The organism is Candidatus Pelagibacter sp., assembly GCF_965262185.1.
GTDB lineage: Bacteria > Pseudomonadota > Alphaproteobacteria > Pelagibacterales > Pelagibacteraceae > Pelagibacter.
On record NZ_OZ253498.1, the window covers coordinates 614,878 to 636,075 of the forward strand.

Genomic DNA, 21,198 nt, shown 5'->3' on the forward strand with positions numbered 1-21,198 from the left:
TATGAGTCAAAATCCAACTAAACACACAAAAGTGTTAATAATTGGATCTGGTCCTGCCGGATACACTGCTGCTGTTTATGCTGCTCGTGCAATGTTAAATCCTATCCTTGTTCACGGAGCTCAACCAGGTGGACAATTAACAACAACAACTGATGTAGAAAATTTTCCAGGATTTGCAGAAGTAATTCAAGGACCATGGCTAATGGATCAAATGAGGGATCAAGCAAAAGCTGTTGGAACAGAAATGATTGAGGATCATATCGGATCAGTGAATTTAAAATCTACACCATTTGAAGCTGTCGGTGATAGTGGTCAAAAATATACTGCAGATAGCATAATTATTTCCACTGGTGCACAAGCAAGATGGTTAAATATAAAATCTGAGCAAGAATTTAGAGGATTTGGAGTTTCAGCATGCGCCACATGTGATGGTTTCTTTTTTAAAGATAAAGAAGTTGCTGTAGTTGGAGGTGGTAATGCTGCAGTAGAGGAAGCAATGTTTCTTACAAAATTTGCATCAAAAGTAAAATTAATACACAGAAGAGATAGTTTAAGAGCTGAAAAGATGCTTCAAAAGAAATTGATGGAAAATAAGAAGATTGAAATTATTTGGGACTCTGTTGTTGAGGATGTCTTGGGTGATAGTGAACCCAAAAATGTTAAGGGTATAAAAATTAAAAATTTGAAAACTGAAAAAACAGAGGAAGTTAAATTAGATGGGTTATTTATTGCCATTGGTCATGATCCAGCAACTCAACTATTTAAAGATCAATTAGAAATGGATAAAGAAGGTTACCTGATTACTAAACCAGATTCAACTGAAACAAACATTCCTGGAGTTTATGCTGCGGGTGATGTTAAAGATAAAACTTTTCGACAAGCAGTTACAGCAGCTGGTATGGGATGTATGGCTGCACTAGAAGCTGAGAAATTCTTATCTCATTAGTTTGAGATTAAAATTAATAACTTATTAAAAGGAGAAATATCATGACTGATAGAGTACTATTAACTGGAATAAGTGGATGGATAGCTAAACATACTGCAATAGAATTATTAAATTCAGGTTACGAAGTTTTGGGTACTGTTAGAAGTGATGATGTAATTTCTCAGACAAAAGAAACTATTAGCAAATATGCTTCTATAGATAAGTTATCTTTTATAAAACTTGATCTTTTAAGTGACGAAGGTTGGGAAGAAGCTGCAAAAGGATGTAAATTTATTATGCATATAGCTTCCCCTTTTCCAATGAAAGTTTCAAAAAATAGAGAAAATTTAATCCCAGTTGCAAAAGATGGAACTTTAAGAGTTTTAAACGCTGGTATCAAAGCAAATGCAGAGCAATTTGTGGTTACATCTTCAATAGCAGCAATGTTTAGAAAGCCAAATAGATCAAATCCTTATTCATTTAGTGAAAATGATTGGACTGATGAAAATTGGGTTGAAGGAGTTAATGATTATTTTCTATCCAAAACAGTTGCTGAAAAAGCAGCCTGGGAATTAATGGAAAGTAACGGAATTAAAAATAAACTAACTTGTATAAACCCGGGTGGTGTATTTGGAGATGCTTTGGATACTAAATGTGGAACCTCGATTGAATATGTAAGACAATTTTTAAAAGGAAAGTTTCCTGCAACTCCTAAATGGGGAATATTAATATCCGATATCAAAGATGTTGCAAAATCTCATGTTGCTTGCTTAGGAAACTCAAAAGTAGGTGGCAGAAGGTTAATTATTGGTAAAGAAGTTAAAACACTAATTGAAACATCAAAAATTTTAGCTGAAGCACTACCAGAGTATGCAAAAAAACTACCTAAAAAAACTTTACCAAATTTTATGGTTAAGTTTATTAGCATGTTGGACTCGAGTGCAAAAACTATGATACCTGATCTTGAACTAGAGATGAAACCAGAGACAAAATATGCTGAAGAATTAATTGGTTTTGAGTTTAAACCAGCAAGTGGTGCTTTGGTTGATGCAGGAAAATCTGTAGTTAGATTAGGTTTAGTATAAAGTTTATTTTACTAAATCTGAAATTTGATCTGACTCAAAAATTTTTTGATCAATATTATTATTGGCAAGTTTAATCATTGCTTTTGCAATTGTTTCTGAATGAATTGATCTAATTTTTCTAAGTGGTCCAACAAATAAAGGGTTGAGAAGCTTAAAAATTATTATTCCTATTTTCTCACCCAATCTAAATTCTTTTCTGTTACCCAATATAAATGAGGGTCTCACAATTCCTATTTTGGAAAAACCTAAACTTAAGATCTCTTCCTCTACAAGGCCCTTATATTTTAAATAATCTCCTGAACTTTTGGAATTTGCATATCCTGAAGATACAAAAAAATAAGATTTAACATTGTTAGATTTTGTAATTTGGGCTACTTGTTTTGGGATATCTAATTCAATTCTTTGATATTCATTCTTATCAGGAGAATTTTTTTTTGTTGTCCCAATACAAAAAAAACATTCATCTCCCTCAATTTCTTCTTTGTGTTTTTCTAAATTATTAAAATCAGTTTGAATTACTTCAATTTTTGAGTTGTTTATTTGAATTGAGGAACGGACAAATATTTTAATTTTAGAGTAATTATTATTCTGAATAAGTTGATTTAGAACATGTCCACCAACTAATCCCGTTGCACCAAATAGTAATGCTGTTTTCACTTATTAAGAAAGGCTTTCACAAAAGGATTTTATTCTATCCATTGCTTTCTTCAAATTTTGCATTGAAGTAGCATAAGAAATTCTAAAGTATCCATCTAAACCAAATGCAGAGCCTTGTACTACTGCAACATTAGATTGTTCAAGTAGTTTTTGAACAAATTCTGTATCTGTTTTTAATTTAGTTTTTTTATTTAACAATCCCTTACAACTTGGAAATACATAAAAAGCTCCGTTAGGGGTTAAACAATTTATACCTTTAATGCTGTTTAAACTTTTAACTACAAAATCTCTCCTTTCTTTAAAGGCTTTTGATCTCTTTTTTATAAAACCTTGTTTTCCATTTAAAGCTTCAACTGCAGCAGCCTGACTGATTGATGATGGGTTTGATGTAGATTGAGATTGAATTTTACCAATTGCTTTAATTATATCTTTTGGTCCTGCAGCATAACCTATTCTCCAACCTGTCATTGCATAAGATTTACTAACCCCATTCATTGTCAAAGTTCTATCTTTCAATTTAGAATTTTGAGCAATCGTATAAAAATTAAAATTATCATATGCTATATGTTCATAGATATCGTCACTCAAAATATGAACTTTTTTATTTTTAATTAAAACTTTAGCTAAATCTTCAATTTCTTTTTTTGAATATCCTGCTCCAGTTGGATTAGATGGTGAATTTAAAATCACCCATTTTGTTTTTTTAGTAATAGCTTTTTTTAATTTACTTGCAGTAAGTTTAAATCCTTCTTCTTCTGTACATTTAACTATTTTTGGTTTTCCACCAGCTAATAAAACCATATCAGGATAAGAAACCCAGAAAGGTGCAGGAATAATCACTTCATCGCCTTTATTTAAAGTTGCCATGAAAGCATTATAAAGAACTTGTTTTCCGCCAGTTCCAACAGTGATTTGATCTGTAGTGTAATTAATTTTGTTTTCTCTTTTAAATTTATCTACAATTGCTTTTTTTAAAGCGGGTGTTCCATCTACTGCTGTATATTTTGTGTCTCCACTTTTGATGGCTTTAATTGCAGCTTGTTTAATATTATCTGGTGTATCAAAATCTGGCTCTCCAGCCCCAAGTCCAATTACATCTTTTCCTGCTGCTCTAAGTTCTCTTGCTTTTTGAGTAACTGCAATAGTTGGTGATGGTTTAATTCGTTTTAAACTGTCTGATATTATGCTCATTGAAATATAAATAAATTCTAATACGCTGTTTAATATATGGAAAATACTTATCAAGATTTAATTACAGATATTCAGAGTAAAAATCCAAAAATTGGTGGAAAACTCGAAGGTGGAAAAAAATTCAAAATTAAATCTGATTTTAAACCTGCAGGTGATCAACCAGAAGCTATTAAAAAATTAGTAAACGGTGCAAATAAAGATCAATTTAATCAAGTATTACTTGGAGTTACAGGATCTGGAAAAACTTTTACAATGGCAAAAGTTATCGAGGCTACTAATAGACCTGCATTGATACTTGCTCCAAACAAAACGCTAGCAGCACAACTCTATGGAGAAATGAAAACATTTTTCCCAGATAATGCAGTAGAGTACTTTGTTTCTTATTATGACTATTACACTCCAGAAGCTTACGTTCCAAGATCTGACACTTACATAGAAAAAGAGGCATCAATTAATGAGCAAATTGATCGAATGAGACACTCAGCAACTAGATCTCTTTTAGAAAGAGATGATGTTTTAATTGTAGCAAGTGTTTCGTGTATTTATGGATTAGGTTCTGTTGAAGCGTACAGTAAAATGACGCTAACTCTTCAAAAAAATTATGATTACAACAGAGAAGAAATAATTAAATCTTTAGTTGCTTTACAATACAAAAGAAATGATCAAAACTTTTATAGAGGAACATTTAGAGCAAGAGGAGAATATTTAGAAATATTTCCCTCACATCTAGAAGATAGAGCTTGGAGGCTATGTCTATTTGGAGATAAATTAGAGCAAATTGAAGAGTTTGATCCTTTAACAGGAGATAAAGTTAGAGAACTAAGTTTAGTAAAAATTTATGCGAATAGTCATTACATAACTCCTAAGCCTACAATCGAACAGGCAGTTATTAACATTAAAAAAGAATTAGAAATAACTTTAAAAAAACATAGAGCAGAAAATAAATTATTAGAGGCTCAAAGGTTAGAAGAAAGAACTAAGTTTGATTTAGAAATGATTGAAGCAACTGGTTCTTGTGCTGGAATTGAAAACTATTCAAGATTTTTATCTGGAAGAAAACCAGGCGAACCCCCTCCTACCCTATTTGAATATTTCCCTGATAACACTTTGATATTTGTTGATGAATGCCATGTAACTGTTCCACAGCTTAATGGAATGTATAAAGGAGATAGATCAAGAAAAAGTACTCTTGCAGAATATGGTTTTAGACTGCCATCATGTATGGATAATAGACCATTAAAGTTTGAAGAGTGGGATTTAATGAGAACTCAAACAGTATTCGTATCTGCAACACCAGGACCGTGGGAATTAGAACAAACAAAAGGAAAAGTTATTGACCAGGTTATTAGACCAACTGGATTAATTGATCCTGTAGTTGAAATTAGACCTGCTAAAAATCAGGTAGATGATTTGATGCATGAATGCAAAAGAGTGGTTGAAAATAATTATCGAGTTTTAGTCACAACTCTTACTAAAAAAATGGCTGAAGATTTAACTGAATATCTTCACGAAAATGGAATTAAAGTTAGATATCTTCACTCAGATATCGATACTTTAGAAAGAATTGAGATAATGAGAGATTTGAGGATGGGTGTATTCGATGTTTTAGTCGGTATTAACTTGCTTAGAGAAGGTCTTGATATACCTGAATGTGCGCTAGTTGGAATTTTAGATGCAGACAAAGAAGGTTTTTTACGATCAGAGACATCACTCATTCAAACAATAGGAAGAGCAGCAAGAAATGTGGATGGAAAAGTAATTTTGTATGCTGATAAAGAAACAAAAAGTATAAAAAAAGCAATTGCTGAAACTGATAGAAGAAGAAACATTCAATTAGCTTACAACAAAAAACATAACATTGATGCAAAATCAGTGAAAAAAGAGATAAGCGATGTTTTAGAGAGCGTTTATGAAAAAGATTATGTGAAAATAAGTGAAGGCTCTAATGTTGGTGGAAACCTAAAAAAACACCTTAAAGCGCTAGATAAAAAGATGAAGGAAGCTGCTTCTAATCTTGAATTTGAAGAAGCTGCTAAAATTAGAGACGAAATAAGAAAGTTAGAGAGTAGTGAGTTAGAAATTACATTAAATCCTAAAATAAGGCAGTATGATGTAAAAAATAAAATTTATCCAAAAGGTAGATCAACAATGGGAATGCCAGGAACAAAAGTTACAAAGAAAAGAGATAAAAAATGGAAGCACGGAAAATAATTATAACAGGTGGGGCAACAAGAATTGGTGCTGCGATTGCAAAAAAATTATCTGGTCCTAATAAAGAAATTTTAATCCACTTTAATAAATCAAAACTGAAGGCTGAGAAGTTAAAAAAAGAACTATCAAATAATGGTACTAAAGTTTACTTGGTAAAAGGCGATTTGAGTAAAGAAAATGATTTAAATAAAATTGTAAAATATGCAAAATCAAAACTTAAATATTTTGATTGTCTAATTAATAACGCTTCCTTATTTGAAAATGATAAATTAGAAAACTTTACAACAGATAGTTGGGGGCAACATTTAAGAACAAATTTAAGAACACCTGCATTGTTATCAAAAGAATTTGCAAAAAATGTCAAAGGAACAAATAACAATATAATTAATATTATTGATCAAAGAGTATTTAAACTAACTCCATATTTTTTTTCTTACACAATTAGTAAAACTGGTCTTTATACTTTAACAAAAACTAGTGCTATGAGTCTGGCACCAAAAATTAGAGTAAACGGTATAGCACCTGGTCCAACTATTAAAAATCAAAGACAATCTGAAAAACATTTTAGAAAACAGTATTTAGCAACACCATTAAAAAGGCAGGTGGATGTTAAACAAATATGTAATGCAGTTGACTTTTTTATAAAAAATATATCTATTACAGGTCAAGTTTTAGCAATAGATAGTGGGCAAAATTTAAATTGGCAAACACCTGATATAATGGGCAAAGAATGAAAAGAAATAATTTTAATATTGTAAAAATAAATAAAAACAAAAGTCTTTTTAATTATGAAAAGAAAATTCTAATCAATGATCTAATTTTAAATTTAAAACTTGGTTATTATGACTTTGAAAAGAACCAACCTCAAAAAGTTAAATTTAGTCTAGAAATTGATTACGAAGATAAAAAGCCATCAAATGATAAAGATATAAAATCGATCGTTAATTATGGAACGATTGTAAAATTGATCACAAAACTTGTTAAAAAAAAACATTACAACTTTCTTGAGACATTGGCTGAGGCTGTATTTGATGAATTATTCAAAGATCAAAGGATTGCTAAAATAATGTTAAAAATTGAAAAACTAGAAATTCTTAAGCAATGTTCGTCTGTTGGTATTCAAATTACCAAAAAAAGAAGTCATGATCAGCTCTGAAATAGGAAAAGAAGTAATTAAAAAAGAGCTTTCGCTAGTCCCTAAACTTCCTGGTGTCTACAGGATGCTAAATGAAAAAAATGAAATCCTCTATGTAGGAAAAGCAAAAAATCTTCCTAATAGACTTAAAAGTTATGTATCTGAAAAAAACCATATAATTAGAACAGAGAGAATGTTGTCTCAAACTAGAAAATTAGAGATAACAACGACTTCAAATGAAAGTGAAGCTCTACTTCTAGAAGCAAACTTAATTAAAAAATTTAAACCAAAATTCAATATTTTATTAAGAGATGACAAATCATTTCCATTTATTTTTATTGGCAATAAAGATAAATGGCCACAAATTAAAAGACATAGAGGAAAAAAGACAAAAGAAGGATTTTATTTTGGCCCTTTTGCATCAGCAGGTTCAGCTAACTGGACTATAAAGATGATCCAAAAAATTTTTCATCTAAGAGTTTGTGATGATACTGTTTTTAAAAATAGAGAAAGACCTTGTATCCTTTATCAAATTAAAAGATGTTCTGGTCCATGTGTTGGTTATGTCGAAAAAGATGATTATCGACAGACAGTTGATGATGCTATTGAATTTGTATCGGGTAAATCAAGAAAAATTCAAAAAAATCTCTCCACTCAAATGGAAAGGGCAAGTGAAGAATTAGATTTTGAAAAAGCAGTAATTTTAAGAGATAGAATTAAAGCTTTAAATATTATTCAATCTTCTCAAAGAATTAATGAGGCAAACTTAGTAGAGGCAGATGTTATTGCTGGATACAAAGAGTCTGGCAAAACTTGTATTCAAGTATTTTTTTATCGTTCAAAGCAAAATTGGGGCAACCAAGCTTTTTTTCCAAAACATGACCCAGATGAAAAATTAGGAGATATTTTAAATTCATTCGTTTCACAATTTTATGAAAATAAAAGTGTACCTTCTGCAATAATATTATCTGAAGAAATAAAAGAAAAAGTTTTAATTGAAAAAACCTTAACCCAAAAAGAGGGAAAACAAATTAACATTAGTGTTGCTAAAAAAGGTTCAAAGCTAAAAGTAATTAACCAAGCAATAAAAAATGCAAAAGACAGTTTGAATAGAAAACTTTATGAAAGTCAGAATAATAGAGATCTTTTTGATGAAGTTGCAAAAAAATTCGGTCTTGAAACAAATGTAAATTTAATTGAGGTTTATGATAACAGTCATATCCAAGGAACAAATAGTGTTGGAGCTTTAATTGCATATGGTGATGAGGGATTTATTAAAAAGAGATATCGAAAGTTCAACATCAAGCACAGAAAAAATGAGCAAGATGATTATGGGATGATGAGAGAAGTATTAAACAGAAGATTTAAACGTGCTGTTCAAGAAAAAGATAATTATCTGACTTTTCCTGATTTAGTATTAGTTGATGGAGGAAAAGGACAATATTCAGTAGCTAGAGAAAGTTTAAATGAATTGGGGCTTCACGACATTCCAATTATTGCAATAGCAAAAGGTAAATTTCGTAATAGTGGAAATGAAACATTTTTTCACAATGGCAAAGAATATAAATTCTCAAAAAATGACCCCACTCTATTTTTCCTTCAAAGGATAAGAGATGAATCACACAGATTTGCAATCAGTGCGCATAGAGCAAAAAGAAAAAAAGGAATTAGTAAATCTTTACTGGACCAAATTGAGGGTATTGGAGCAATTAGAAAAAGAGCACTATTAAACCATTTTGGGTCGGCAAGATCTGTTGAGTCTGCTAGTTTAGATGAAATTAAATCTGTCGAAGGTGTTGAAGAAAAAGTAGCAAAAAAGATATATAACTTCTTTCACGAATAATTATGTTAAAAAAAATTCCAAATATTCTAACAATAGGGAGAATAATAATTGTACCCTTCTTTGTTTTAGCATTCTATCTTCCAGGTTTTTATGGTGATTTAACTGCTTTAATTTTATTTATAATTGCGTCGTTTACAGATTTCTTAGACGGTATGTTAGCTAGAATGTTGGGTCAAGAATCTAAATTAGGAGAACTATTAGATCCAATTGCAGATAAAATTATAGTCGCTACAGCATTAATTTTGTTAGTAATGGGTGGAACAATCCAAAATTATGAGGTTATTGCAGCTATAATAATTTTAACTAGAGAAATTTTAATTTCTGGATTGCGGGAATTTTTAGCAAAAGGCCAGATTAAACTTCCCGTTTCAAATCTTGCTAAACTTAAAACAGTTTTGCAAATGGTTGCTATAGCTCTTCTTCTTTCTGGTGATACTGGAAACAAAATTATCAACTTTGAAAATTATAATGCTCAGACTATTGGGATTATTCTTTTATGGTTATCAGCTGCGCTTACTTTATTTACAGGATATGATTATTTAAGAAAGGGTATTGATCACGCAATATCTGAAGATAATAAAGACTAGGCTGCTTTTTTCTTTCTCACCAGTGCTTGATAGCTTTTATTTAGATCAATGATTGTATCACAAACTTTGAATTGATTTTCCGCAATACAAGATACTGGTGTAACTTCAGCAGCAGTTCCTGTCAAAAAACATCCTACAAAATTAGGGAGTTCTGTTGGACTAATTTTTCTTTCATGTACTTTTATATTTTTTGATTTTGCAATTCCAATTACAGTTCTTCTTGTAATTCCATCTAAGAATGAGTCTGGGATTGGTGTGTGAATTTCTCCATTTTTATCTTTAAAAAATACATTGGCCCCTGTTGCTTCGGCAACATTTCCTTCATGATCCAACATTAAAGAATCAGTGTAACCTTGTTTTTCAGCTTCGTGTTTTGATAATGTGCAAATCATATACAAACCTGATGCTTTCGTATCCCAAGGTATAGTATTAGGCGCTGGTCTTCTCCAGTTTGAAATATTTAATTTAATGCCTTCGACTTTTAGTTTTGGATCAAAGTAAGATCCCCATTCCCAAGTTGCTATTGCAACATGAATTTTTGTTTGTTGTGCTGATATAGCCATCATTTCAGTGCCTCTCCAAGCTACAGGTCTTACATATCCGTTCTCTACATTCTGAGTTGCAATAATTTTATTTGAAGCAGTATTTATTTGCTCTTCAGTATAAGGAATTTCAAAACCCATTCTTCTAGCAGAATGAAAAAATCTAGAGGTATGTTCCTCCAGCTTAAATATAGAACCATCATAAACTCTTTCACCTTCAAAAACACAACTCGCATAATGTAAACCGTGACTTAAAACATGGAGCTTTACATCTCCCCAGTCAACAAGTTCATCGTTGTACCAAATTTTTCCAGATCTTTTATCGTACGGTATCATTAGTGAAAATATTTTAAAATATCAGTGAAAAATAACTTTGTATCTTTGATATGTCAATATAACTTACCCATTATGAAAGAACTTTTGTATCTTAAAGACGATCAACTTAAGGGTTTAATTGAAAAATTATTTGTGAGCTACAGAGAGACATTTTCTGACTCTAAAAAAATTTTAGATAAATATTCAATTGGTGTAGCCCATCATAAGGTTATTCATCTGATTTCTTCTTATGAAGGTATCTCTATCTCAGATCTTCTAAAAAAATTAAAAGTGACTAAACAGAGCCTCAACAGAGTTTTAAAAGATTTAATAAAGTTAGATATCGTCATATTTAAAAAAAATGATCAGGATACAAGGGTTAAACATGTGTTTTTAAACGAAAAAGGAAAGAAAATATTTGAAGAAATTTTTAATTTACAAAAAAAAAGAATTTATTCTGCTCTTTTAAATTCAACTTCAGAAGAAGTTGTTAATTTTGACAATGTATTAAATAAAATAATTAATGGATAATTTTTTAGCTCATATTTTAGTAGTTGATGACGACGATGGTATTAGATCATTAGTCAAAAAATTTTTAAACGAAAATAATTATTTAGTAACTACAGCTGACAGTGCTGAAGATGCCTCTGATAAAATAAAAATAATAAAGTTTGATCTAATTGTGCTAGATATAATGATGCCTGGAAAGAATGGATTAGAATTTATAGAAGAAAATAAAAAAAATTTAGATACTCCAATTATACTTCTTACAGCAAAAGGAGAAGCCAAAGAAAGAATAGAAGGTCTTGAGGTTGGTGCAGACGATTATTTGCCTAAACCATTTGAACCTAAAGAATTAATTCTAAGAATAAAAAACATTTTAGATAAAACAAAAAAAACTGAGCAAAAAAGAATAATTGAATTTGAAAATGTCAAAATCGACTTAAATAAACTTTTAATTATTAGAGATCAAAAAGAATTTAAAATTAATACTACTGAAAAGACAATTTTAGAAAAAATGATTAATAGTCCTGGAAAAACATTTTCAAGAGAAGATATAGGAAAATTAATTGATCTTGATAAAGAAAGATCTATTGATGTTATTATTACTAGATTGAGAAAAAAAATTGAAATAGATCAAAAAAGTCCTAAGTTTTTGCAAACAATTAGAGGTGCGGGATATGTTCTCTGGATTGAGTAATTATTTCAAAAAAGTTTTACCAAAAAGATTATTTTATAGAGCACTTTTAATAGTTGCTGTCCCTGTAATTACTATCCAATTAATAATCACTATTGTTTTTTTTGATAGTTTGTGGATTAAAACTAATAAAGGTATGACCAGAACCCTGGTTAATGAGATTAGTGCTTTTGTAGAAGCTTATCAAAATGAAGAAAATGATAAACAAGAAGTGACAAACCTCTTTTCATTATTTCTAGATTTAAATATTGAATTAGTAGTTGATGAAAAATTAAGTGATCAAAATAAAGAAAGATGGTTTAGTCCAATTGATCGAACTTTAAGAAGAGAATTGAAGTCTAAATTTTCTCCTGAGATCTTCTGGTTTAATACTACAAACTATAAAGAACTAGTTGATTTAAGAATAAAATATGAAGATGGATATTTTAAATTTTTAGTTCCAAAAGATCGAGTCACTAGTTCCTCTGCAAGAATATTTGCACTATGGATTACAGTTCCTGCAATTATAATGGTTATTATTTCACTAATATTTTTAAAAAACCAAACAAGACCAATTACAAATTTAGCTCGTGCTGCTGAAAGATTTGGAAAAGGAGAAGACATAGAAGAATTTAAACCTTCAGGAGCACTTGAGATACGTCAAGCAGGTCATGAATTTGACAAAATGAGAAAGAGAATTGAAAGACATCTCAATCAGAGAACTGAAATGTTATCGGGTATTAGTCATGATTTAAGAACTCCTTTAACAAGAATGAAGTTACAATTAGCTTTCCTTAAAGATAAAGATGCAGTCGATAAATTAAAAGATGATATTAACGAAATGGAAAAAATGCTCAATGAATATCTGCAATTTACAAGCTCGTCATATGTTGAAAAAGACGAAATGTTTAATCTTTCAGAACTAATAGAGGAAATTATAAAAAAATATAATAATAAAAACATTTCTCATAATTTAATTCCAAGAATTTACATTAATGGCAGAAAGAACCTTATAAATAGATCTTTAAATAACTTAATTGATAACGGATTAAAATATGCAAACAAAGTTGAAATAAGCCTAACCAAAAAAAATACAAACCTATTTATAATTATTGATGATGACGGTCCAGGGATACCTAAAAAAGAACATGAAAACGTATTTAAACCTTTTTATAAGATGGACAAAGGGAGAAATGATTCAAAATCTAGTGTTGGATTAGGACTATCAATTGCTTCTGATATTATCAAATCCCATGGTGGAAACATAATACTTGAAAAATCAAAATTTAATGGGCTAAGAGTTAAGATTTTTTTGCCGGTCTAGTTTTCTTCTTTTTTTTTGTTTCTAATTTTGAAATTTTATTTTCTAAATTTTCTACTCTCTTCGAAAGAATATCAAATTCATCCTTGCTAGTAAGTTTCATTTTAAAAACAAATTCATCTCTCTTTGATTTAAAAATATTTAAGATTTCAGATGATAAATCTTTTGAAGTTATTAATCCCTGCTCTAGTAGTTTTGCAAATTTGTCAATTATAAATTTAGAATTTTTCATATTTGAGATATACAATATAGATATAATTTAAAATGTTCATCAATAATTTTGACCCAGTTGCAATAGAAATATTTTCTTTAGAAATTAGATGGTATTCTCTAGCTTATATTGCAGGTATTTTATTTGGATGGTTAATAGCAAAAAAACTATTTTTAAAACATTCTGAAATACATAAAAACTTTGATGATTATATAACGTACTTAATCATTGGAATTATTTTAGGTGGAAGAATAGGTTATGTATTATTTTATAATTTTGAATTCTACATCAATAATCTATTAGATATTTTAAAAGTATGGGAAGGCGGCATGTCTTTTCATGGAGGAGTAATTGGTATTGTTATCGCAACTATTTTATTTGCAAAAAAAAATAATCAAAATGCGTTTTTATATTTAGACGTCGTTGCTCTAGTTGCGCCTATTGGAATATTTTTTGGAAGAATTGCAAATTTTATAAATTCTGAACTTTATGGAACCATAACTAATTTACCTTGGGCAGTTACATTTATACAAATAGATAATCAACCAAGACATCCTTCACAAATTTATGAGGCATTATTAGAAGGTTTAATTTTATTTTTAATTTTACATTATTTTAGAAGTAGAGGAAATTATGCAAAAGCTGGATTGATTTCTGGATTATTTTTAATTTTCTATTCAATCTTTAGATTTATTGTGGAATTTTTTAGAGTTCCAGATGATCAATTAGGATACCTAATATTCAATTTAACTATGGGTCAGTTAATAAGTTTTATCTTTTTAATAATTGGATTAGTTATTTTATTTTTCAAAAAAAATGAACAAGTCAAATAATTTACCTCTAGATCAATTTATAAATCATGCTCTTTACGATAAAGAAAATGGATATTATATGAAAAAAAATCCCTTTGGAAAAGAAGGTGATTTTATTACATCTCCCAACATCACAAGACTATTTTCAGAAATAATCGCGATTTGGGTAATAACTTTTTGGAAAAGCATCGGTTCACCTAAAAAATTTAACTTGATTGAACTTGGGGCTGGTAATGGAGAGATGATGAAAGTTGTATCTGAAACATTAAAGAATTTTCCAGATTGTTTTAGCTCCTGTAATTTAATTATTCATGAAAAAAGCTCATATTTAATTGATGAACAAAAAAAAAATTTAAACTCTGAAAAAATAATCTGGATAAATGAAGTTGAAATGGATAACGCATTTCCTTGTATTTATCTTGCAAACGAATTTTTTGATGCACTTCCAATAAAGCAATTTTTTAAAAAAGAGAATAATTGGTTTGAAAGATATGTTAATTTAAAAACTTATAAAAAGGCTGAGTTCAATGATAAAGAAATTAATATTAAATTAATAGAGCAAGAACTTAAATTTGAAATATCCAAGGACCAAGAAGTTATTGAATACTCTCCAGAGGCGTTTAAATATCTAGAGAAAATTTGTAAAATTATTGAGAACAGAAATGGTGGACTTTTAATAATTGATTATGGATATTTAGATCAGAAAATAAAAAATACTATTCAAGCAATAAAAGATCATAAATTTTCAAACATATTAGAGGATATTGGCGACTCTGATATTACATACAATTTAAATTTTAATTTATATGCCAATTATATTAATCAATTTGAAAAACTAGATCATCTAATTACTAATCAAAAAAAATTCTTAACAAGTATGGGAATTTTGCAGAGAGCAGAGATCGTAAGCAATAATATAGCCTTCTCAAAGAAAACAGATCTATTTTATAGAATCAGACGTCTAATTGATGAGAAACAAATGGGAGAGTTGTTTAAGGTAATGTTGATAAAAGTTAAAAACAATAAATTTAAAACAGGTTTTCAAATTGATTAAATCTAAAAAACTTTCAAAATATAAAGCTATTAAACATGGTTTTTTTAATAGCATCGGTGGTGTATCAAAAAATATTTATAAAAGTTTAAATTGTGGTCCAGGTTCAAATGACAATAGTGCAAATGTAAAAAAAAATTTAAATATTGTTAGGAAAAAAATTTCTAAGAATTCAAAAAATATTTTTTTACTTAGTCAAATTCATAGTAATAAATTTGTATATATTGACAAAAAGTATAAATCAAAAATAAAACCTAAGGCTGATGCAATTATTACTGACCAAATAAATTTGCCCATTGCTGTTTTAACTGCAGATTGTGTACCAATACTTGTTTTTGACAATCAGAGAAAAATGATAGCTGCAATTCATTCAGGATGGAAAGGTGCTTTTAAGGGAATTATATCAAAAGTGATTAAATTTATGGTTAAGAGAGGGTCTAAAACAAAAAATATTACAGCAGTTATAGGTCCATCAATATCAGTTAAAAATTATGAAGTTCAAAAAGATTTTTATAAAAAATTAATAAGAAAAGACAAAACTAATCATAAATTTTTTAAAATGGGTAAAGAAAAGTTATATTTTAACTTATCTAGTTATGTTAAATCATTACTTCTTAAGTCTGGTGTGAAAAAAATAGAAAAAATTGACGTTGATACATTCGATGCTAAAAATAAATTTTTTAGTGCTAGAAGATCAAAAAGTTTAAATCATGCTGATTATGGTAGAAATATTTCAATAATTATGCTTAATTAGGTTTTTTCATGAAATTATTATCAGGAAATAGCAATAAACCTCTTAGTAAGAATATTGCTAAATATTTAAAATCTAAATTAGTCAATTCAAGTATTAGAAATTTTTCTGATGGTGAAATTTATGTTGAGATTAATGAAAACATAAGAGGAAATAGTATTTTTATTATTCAATCTGTTTCTTCTCCAGCTAATGATAATTTAATGGAACTTTTATTATGTATAGATGCTTTAAAAAGATCATCTGCCAAAAATATAACTGCTGTAATTCCATATTTTGGTTATGCAAGACAAGATAGAAAAGTTGTACCAAGAACTTCAATTTCAGCAAAACTAGTATCAAACTTAATTACAAAAGCAGGAGCAGATCGTGTTGTAACAGTAGATTTGCATGCAGGACAAATTCAAGGATTTTTTGATATTCCAGTAGATAACTTGTTTGCTACTCCTATTTTTGCAAGACACGTTAAGAAAAAAATTAAAAGTAAAAATATGATTTGTGTTGCTCCAGATGTGGGTGGCACTGAAAGAGCAAGATCTCTTGGAAAACTTTTAAATGTTGGTCTAGCTATAGTAGATAAAAGAAGACCTAAGCCAGGACAATCTCAGGTTATGAATGTAATTGGAGATGTAAAAGGTAAGACGTGTATAATTGTAGATGATATTATCGACTCAGGTGGAACAATTGTTAATGCAGCTAAAGCACTAAAAGATAGAGGTGCAAAAGAGGTTTACGTTTATATTACCCACGGTGTTCTAAGTGGTGAAGCGGTCAAAAAAATTAAAAATTCTGTTATCAAAAATCTGGTAATTACAAACACAATTGATAATAGTGACAAAATAAAAGGTGCTAAAAACATTGAAGTTTTATCTATTTCAGGACTAATGGGTGAAGCGATAAAAAGAATATCAAATTCCACTTCTGTATCTGATTTATTTAAATAATTACCTTGTGTTATTAAAGATCTTGAGCTAAAAACCTTTGTTTTTATGAATACTTTAGAAGCTAACATCAGAGATAATAAAACAAAAGGTGAGCTTAACTCGCTGAGAGATAATGGAGAGGTTCCAGCTATAATTTATGGCGGTGAAGCTCAAAATGAAAAAATTTCTATATCTAAGAAACTGCTAAAGTCGATGTTGGGAGACTCTAATTTTTTATCTACAATTCTTACATTAAATGTAAATGGTAAGCCTCAAAATGTACTTCCAAGAGAAATAAAATATCACGTTTTGTCTGATGAACCCATACATGTTGATTTTTTGAGAGTTGTTCCAGGTTTAAAAATTAAAATTGAGGTTCCAGTTAAATTTATTAATCATGAAAAATCCCCTGGATTAAAAAAAGGTGGGGTATTAAATATTGTAAGAAGAAAAGTTGAATTAAAATGTCCAAGCGAAAAAATACCTGATAATCTTTTAATTGATTTAGATGGTATTGATATTGGAGTAAGTTTTAAAATTTCATCAATTAATTTAGATCCTGAAGTTGCACCAACTATTCAAGGTAGAGATTTCGTTATTGCAACATTGGCGGCTCCAACTGTAATGAAAGAGCCAGAAAAACCAGCTGAAGCAGAAGCAGCAGAAGGAGAAGCGGGAGCAGAAGGTGCAGCAACTGAGGGAGACAAGCCAGCAGCAGAGGGTGATAAAAAAGAAGGCGAAGATAAATCTGCTGAAGAAAAAAAATAAATACTTAAACTAAAGTTTGTTTTCCATTAAAAAATTCTCATGCTTTTATTTGTAGGACTAGGTAACCCAACGCCTGATAGTGAAAATAATAGACATAATGTAGGTTTTAAAATTATCGACTCCATAAATAAAAAATTTGGTCTATCAAAACAAAAACCTAAATTTAAAGGTTTGCTTACAACAGGAAATGTTGGAGATAAAAAAATATATGCAATTAAACCTTTAACTTTTATGAATAATTCAGGAATTTGTATTAGAGAATTAATAGAATATTTTAAAATTGATGCTGAAGATGTAATAGTTTTTCATGATGATTTGGATGTGGAATTTGGAAAAATTAAAGCTAAGTTTGGTGGATCTAGTGCAGGCCATAATGGTATAGCATCAATAGATAAATTTATTGGTAAAGATTATTCGAGGGTTAGAATAGGTATTGGAAAACCAAAAGATAATATGGAAGTTAGTGATTTTGTACTTCAAAATTTTGATGATGATGAAATGACTGGATTAGAAAAAATTACAAATAATATTACTGAGTCAATTTCAATATTAATTGATAAAAAATTAGATCTATTTTCAAGTACAGTTAATAATAAATAATGAGTTTTAAATGCGGAATTGTTGGTTTACCAAATGTTGGTAAGTCTACACTTTTTAATGCACTAACAAATTCTAGCAAAGCACAGGCAGCTAATTTTCCATTTTGTACAATTGATCCAAATGTTGGAGTGGTTCCTGTACCAGATGAAAGATTGTCTAAATTATCAAAAGTCTCTAACTCTAAAAAGGTTATTAATACTACAATTTCGTTTGTTGATATTGCTGGTCTTGTAAAAGGAGCTTCAAAAGGAGAAGGATTAGGAAATAAATTTCTTTCTCATATCAGAGAAGTTGACGCAGTAATTCACATGATTAGATGTTTTGACTCAGAAGACATTCAAAATGTTAATCCTGATGTAAACCCAGTTAGAGATTTGGAAATTATTGAAACTGAAATGATGCTTGCAGATCTTGAAAGTATTCAAAAAAGATTGGAAAAAAATAATAAAAAAAATGTAGATGAGGAGCAACTTAAAATTTTAGAAATTGCTCTAGATTGCATTAACAATGATAAAGATATTTCAGTTCTAAAAACACAATTCGATACCAAGCAATTAAATCAAAGTGGTTTATTATCAATTAAGCCAAAAATATATGTTTGTAATGTTGATGAACAAAGTGTTCAGAATGGTAATAAATATACAAATGATTTCATCAAAAAATTTGGGAATGAAAATACACTAATTGTATCTGCTGATATTGAAAATCAAATTAATGAGCTACCTGCTGAAGAGAAAAAAAATTATATGGAAATGATAGGTTTAAAAGAGACCGGATTAAATATGTTAATTCAAAAAGGTTACAATGTACTAGAGCTAGATACTTATTTTACATCAGGTCCTGAAGAAACAAGAGCATGGACAATTAAAAAAAATTGTACAGCTCCTAAAGCAGCAGGTGAAATACATACTGATTTTGAAAAAGGCTTTATTCGAGCTGAAACTATTTCCTATGAAGATTTTATAGCAAATGATGGCTGGGTAAATTCTAAAGCAAATGGGAAAATGAGATTAGAAGGAAAAGATTATATTGTTAAAGATGGAGATGTATTAAACTTCAGATTCAACACGTGACCAAATTTTCTTCATACTAAAGTAAACTAAAATAGTTAAAATAATCAAATATACTATAGCTTTAAAACCCATTTGGTGTCTTGCTTCTAAGTGAGGCTCCGCAGCCCACATTAAAAATGTTGTTACATCTTTTGACATCTGTTCAACTGATGCATTAGTTCCATCCCCGTACTCTACTATTCCCTCTGATAATGGTGCTGCCATTCTAATCTTATTACCATACATATATTTATTATAATAAACTCCATCATCCAAAGTTACTCCACTAGGTGGATCTTCATAACCTTGAAGTAAAGAATAAATATAATCAACTCCACCACCTCTAGCTTTAACTAAAACAGACATGTCTGGTGGATACGCTCCTCCGTTAGCGGCTTGCGCAGCTTTTACATTTTCGTAAGGCATTACAAATTTATCTGAAAGTTTTCCAGGTCTAGTAAACATTTCACCATCAGCGTTTGGTCCATCTGTAACCTCAAAAGAAGCAGCGATTGCTTTTGCAGCTGCCTCTGAAAACTCTGGTCCACCCTCTTCTGATAAATTTCTATAGCTCAAATATTTCATTGAATGACAAGAAGCACAAACTTCCGTATAAACTTGATACCCTCTTTGAAGAGCTGCCCTATCAAATTTTCCAAAAAGACCCTTAAAACTCCAGTCTGTTTTAAGATAATCTACTTTTTCTGCAGCAAATGTTTGAACGCTATTTAGAGAGAAAAATGAAAGTATTAAAATTAATTTAAATAACTTTTTCACTTTATTTTATTTTACTTTCTCTGTGTTTTGCGGCTGCTAAGTTCGGTGATCCACCTAAAATAGGTTCTGTTATACTTAGTGGGACAGGTAATGTTCTTTCTTTAAACCCGAGTACTGGGAGAATAACCAAGAAATGTAAGAAATAATAAGCAGTGGCTACTCTTGCGATTAATAAATAGAGACCTTCTGCAGGCATTGCTCCCACGTAACCGAGGATTAAAACGTCTGCTACTAAAATCCAGTAAAATTGTTTGTACAATGGTCTAAATACTGCTGATCTAATTTTTGAAGTATCTAACCAAGGTAAAGCTGCAAGTATTAAAATTGCAGATAGCATTGCAACTACTCCAAGTAGTTTATCTGGTACCGATCTTAATATTGCATAAAAAGGTAACAGGTACCATTCTGGAACTATATTAGCTGGGGTTACCATTGGATTTGCCTCTATGTAATTATCTGCGTGTCCTAAAATATTAGGCGTATAGAAAACAAAAAATGCAAAAACAATCATAAACATTAATAATGCAAAACCATCTTTAATAACAATGTATGGATGGAATGGGACAGTATCCTTTGAAGGTTTTTTAATATCAATACCAACTGGATTGTTATTACCAGGTACATGCAGAGCCCAAATATGTAAAACTACTAGACCTAAAATTAAAAATGGAATCAAGTAATGTAGAGTGAAAAATCTTGTCAATGTTGGATTATCAACTGAGTATCCACCCCATAACCACGTTACAATTCCTTCGCCTACTAATGGTATTGCACTAAACAAATTTGTAATAACAGTTGCTCCCCAGAAGCTCATTTGTCCCCAAGGCAAAACATAGCCCATGAATGCAGCTGCCATCATTAATAAATAAATAATTATTCCAAGAATCCAAATTATTTCTCTTGGAGATTTATAAGATCCATAAAACAACGATCTAAAAATATGAATATACACAGCAAGAAAAAACATTGATGCACCATTTGCATGAATGTATCTAATTAACCATCCATAGTTAACATCTCTCATTATGTGTTCAACACTTTCGAATGCCATGTCAGCATGTGCGATGTAATGCATTGCTAAAGTTAATCCTGTTACAATTTGTGTAATTAAGCAAAAAGTTAAAATTCCTCCAAATGTCCACCAGTAATTTAAATTTTTTGGAGTAGGATAATCCGTTAAATGATTTGCAAGAGTTAGTAACGGTAATCTATCATTAAACCACTGACCAACTTTAGATTTAGGTTTATAATCATGATCACTCAT

General features: G+C 29.7%; 23 protein-coding genes. 17 read left to right on the top strand and 6 right to left on the bottom strand.

Annotated features, from left to right (window positions below):
* Position 1: 1 nt before the first annotated feature.
* Both trxB and ACQY31_RS03430 read left to right on the top strand, forming a co-directional pair.
* The gene (trxB, locus tag ACQY31_RS03425) at positions 2–946 is read left to right on the top strand and encodes a thioredoxin-disulfide reductase (RefSeq protein WP_428080875.1); all 945 of its coding nucleotides are present in this window, start codon (positions 2–4) and stop codon (positions 944–946) included.
* 41 nt (positions 947–987) lie between these two features.
* On the top strand, positions 988–2,010 hold the full coding sequence (locus tag ACQY31_RS03430; protein WP_428080877.1) for an NAD-dependent epimerase/dehydratase family protein: 1,023 nt from the start codon (positions 988–990) through the stop codon (positions 2,008–2,010).
* 3 nt (positions 2,011–2,013) lie between these two features.
* Here ACQY31_RS03430 and ACQY31_RS03435 read toward each other — a convergent pair whose 3' ends face one another.
* Entirely contained in the window at positions 2,014–2,667 is a 654-nt protein-coding gene (locus ACQY31_RS03435) for an NAD(P)H-binding protein (RefSeq protein ID WP_428080879.1), read from the bottom strand.
* A gap of 3 nt (positions 2,668–2,670) precedes the next feature.
* The gene (locus ACQY31_RS03440; protein ID WP_428080881.1) at positions 2,671–3,858 is read right to left on the bottom strand and encodes a pyridoxal phosphate-dependent aminotransferase; all 1,188 of its coding nucleotides are present in this window, start codon (positions 3,856–3,858) and stop codon (positions 2,671–2,673) included.
* A 36-nt stretch (positions 3,859–3,894) separates the two neighbouring features.
* Here ACQY31_RS03440 and uvrB point away from each other — a divergent pair, with 36 nt between their 5' ends.
* From uvrB to pgsA, 5 genes are read left to right on the top strand one after another with little or no spacing between them, the layout of a single operon-like run.
* Positions 3,895–6,069: an excinuclease ABC subunit UvrB gene (uvrB, locus tag ACQY31_RS03445; RefSeq protein WP_428080883.1), complete on the top strand. Its 2,175-nt coding sequence runs from the start codon at positions 3,895–3,897 to the stop codon at positions 6,067–6,069.
* Entirely contained in the window at positions 6,051–6,803 is a 753-nt protein-coding gene (locus tag ACQY31_RS03450; RefSeq protein ID WP_428080885.1) for an SDR family oxidoreductase, read from the top strand. The genes uvrB and ACQY31_RS03450 overlap by 19 nt, the downstream gene beginning before the upstream one ends.
* Positions 6,800–7,225, top strand: a complete 426-nt coding sequence (locus tag ACQY31_RS03455) for a dihydroneopterin aldolase (protein ID WP_428080887.1) — start codon at positions 6,800–6,802, stop codon at positions 7,223–7,225. The genes ACQY31_RS03450 and ACQY31_RS03455 overlap by 4 nt, the downstream gene beginning before the upstream one ends.
* Positions 7,212–9,047 carry an excinuclease ABC subunit UvrC gene (gene uvrC, locus ACQY31_RS03460; protein WP_428080889.1) on the top strand — a complete coding sequence of 612 codons (1,836 nt, stop codon included), beginning with the start codon at positions 7,212–7,214 and terminating at the stop codon, positions 9,045–9,047. Before ACQY31_RS03455 ends, uvrC begins: the two co-directional genes overlap by 14 nt.
* Positions 9,048–9,049: 2 nt before the next feature.
* Entirely contained in the window at positions 9,050–9,634 is a 585-nt protein-coding gene (gene pgsA, locus ACQY31_RS03465) for a CDP-diacylglycerol--glycerol-3-phosphate 3-phosphatidyltransferase (protein ID WP_428080891.1), read from the top strand.
* On the opposite strand, the gene ACQY31_RS03470 is transcribed toward pgsA, so the two are convergent.
* A complete protein-coding gene (locus ACQY31_RS03470; protein WP_428080893.1) occupies positions 9,631–10,512 on the bottom strand; it encodes a branched-chain amino acid aminotransferase in 882 nt (293 codons plus the stop codon). The genes pgsA and ACQY31_RS03470 overlap by 4 nt on opposite strands.
* A gap of 72 nt (positions 10,513–10,584) precedes the next feature.
* Between ACQY31_RS03470 and ACQY31_RS03475 the strand changes: the two genes are divergently transcribed.
* Genes ACQY31_RS03475 through ACQY31_RS03485 form a run of 3 tightly spaced genes read left to right on the top strand, consistent with a single transcriptional unit; the run spans position 10,585 to position 12,992 of the window.
* Complete coding sequence (locus tag ACQY31_RS03475) at positions 10,585–11,022, top strand: MarR family winged helix-turn-helix transcriptional regulator (RefSeq protein WP_428080895.1); 438 nt, start codon at positions 10,585–10,587, stop codon at positions 11,020–11,022.
* The gene (locus ACQY31_RS03480; protein WP_428080897.1) at positions 11,015–11,692 is read left to right on the top strand and encodes a response regulator; all 678 of its coding nucleotides are present in this window, start codon (positions 11,015–11,017) and stop codon (positions 11,690–11,692) included. Before ACQY31_RS03475 ends, ACQY31_RS03480 begins: the two co-directional genes overlap by 8 nt.
* Positions 11,673–12,992, top strand: a complete 1,320-nt coding sequence (locus ACQY31_RS03485; RefSeq protein WP_428080899.1) for an ATP-binding protein — start codon at positions 11,673–11,675, stop codon at positions 12,990–12,992. The genes ACQY31_RS03480 and ACQY31_RS03485 overlap by 20 nt, the downstream gene beginning before the upstream one ends.
* Here the strand turns inward: ACQY31_RS03485 and ACQY31_RS03490 are convergent.
* Entirely contained in the window at positions 12,970–13,221 is a 252-nt protein-coding gene (locus ACQY31_RS03490; RefSeq protein WP_428080901.1) for a hypothetical protein, read from the bottom strand. The genes ACQY31_RS03485 and ACQY31_RS03490 overlap by 23 nt on opposite strands.
* 32 nt (positions 13,222–13,253) lie before the next feature.
* Between ACQY31_RS03490 and lgt the strand changes: the two genes are divergently transcribed.
* From lgt to ychF, 7 genes are read left to right on the top strand one after another with little or no spacing between them, the layout of a single operon-like run.
* Complete coding sequence (gene lgt / locus ACQY31_RS03495; protein ID WP_428080903.1) at positions 13,254–14,033, top strand: prolipoprotein diacylglyceryl transferase; 780 nt, start codon at positions 13,254–13,256, stop codon at positions 14,031–14,033.
* Positions 14,017–15,066 carry an SAM-dependent methyltransferase gene (locus ACQY31_RS03500; protein ID WP_428080906.1) on the top strand — a complete coding sequence of 350 codons (1,050 nt, stop codon included), beginning with the start codon at positions 14,017–14,019 and terminating at the stop codon, positions 15,064–15,066. Before lgt ends, ACQY31_RS03500 begins: the two co-directional genes overlap by 17 nt.
* Positions 15,059–15,817, top strand: a complete 759-nt coding sequence (gene pgeF / locus ACQY31_RS03505; RefSeq protein WP_428080908.1) for a peptidoglycan editing factor PgeF — start codon at positions 15,059–15,061, stop codon at positions 15,815–15,817. Before ACQY31_RS03500 ends, pgeF begins: the two co-directional genes overlap by 8 nt.
* Positions 15,818–15,825: 8 nt before the next feature.
* Complete coding sequence (locus ACQY31_RS03510) at positions 15,826–16,758, top strand: ribose-phosphate pyrophosphokinase (RefSeq protein WP_075506387.1); 933 nt, start codon at positions 15,826–15,828, stop codon at positions 16,756–16,758.
* 45 nt (positions 16,759–16,803) lie between these two features.
* Positions 16,804–17,505 carry a 50S ribosomal protein L25/general stress protein Ctc gene (locus ACQY31_RS03515; protein ID WP_428080911.1) on the top strand — a complete coding sequence of 234 codons (702 nt, stop codon included), beginning with the start codon at positions 16,804–16,806 and terminating at the stop codon, positions 17,503–17,505.
* A gap of 39 nt (positions 17,506–17,544) precedes the next feature.
* Positions 17,545–18,105 carry an aminoacyl-tRNA hydrolase gene (gene pth / locus ACQY31_RS03520; RefSeq protein ID WP_428080913.1) on the top strand — a complete coding sequence of 187 codons (561 nt, stop codon included), beginning with the start codon at positions 17,545–17,547 and terminating at the stop codon, positions 18,103–18,105.
* Positions 18,105–19,178 carry a redox-regulated ATPase YchF gene (gene ychF, locus ACQY31_RS03525; protein ID WP_428080915.1) on the top strand — a complete coding sequence of 358 codons (1,074 nt, stop codon included), beginning with the start codon at positions 18,105–18,107 and terminating at the stop codon, positions 19,176–19,178. The genes pth and ychF overlap by 1 nt, the downstream gene beginning before the upstream one ends.
* Here ychF and ACQY31_RS03530 read toward each other — a convergent pair.
* Positions 19,155–19,913 carry a cytochrome c1 gene (locus tag ACQY31_RS03530; RefSeq protein ID WP_428081188.1) on the bottom strand — a complete coding sequence of 253 codons (759 nt, stop codon included), beginning with the start codon at positions 19,911–19,913 and terminating at the stop codon, positions 19,155–19,157. The two genes, ychF and ACQY31_RS03530, sit on opposite strands and share 24 nt — an antisense overlap.
* Before the next feature lie 22 nt (positions 19,914–19,935).
* Entirely contained in the window at positions 19,936–21,198 is a 1,263-nt protein-coding gene (locus ACQY31_RS03535; RefSeq protein WP_428080917.1) for a cytochrome b, read from the bottom strand.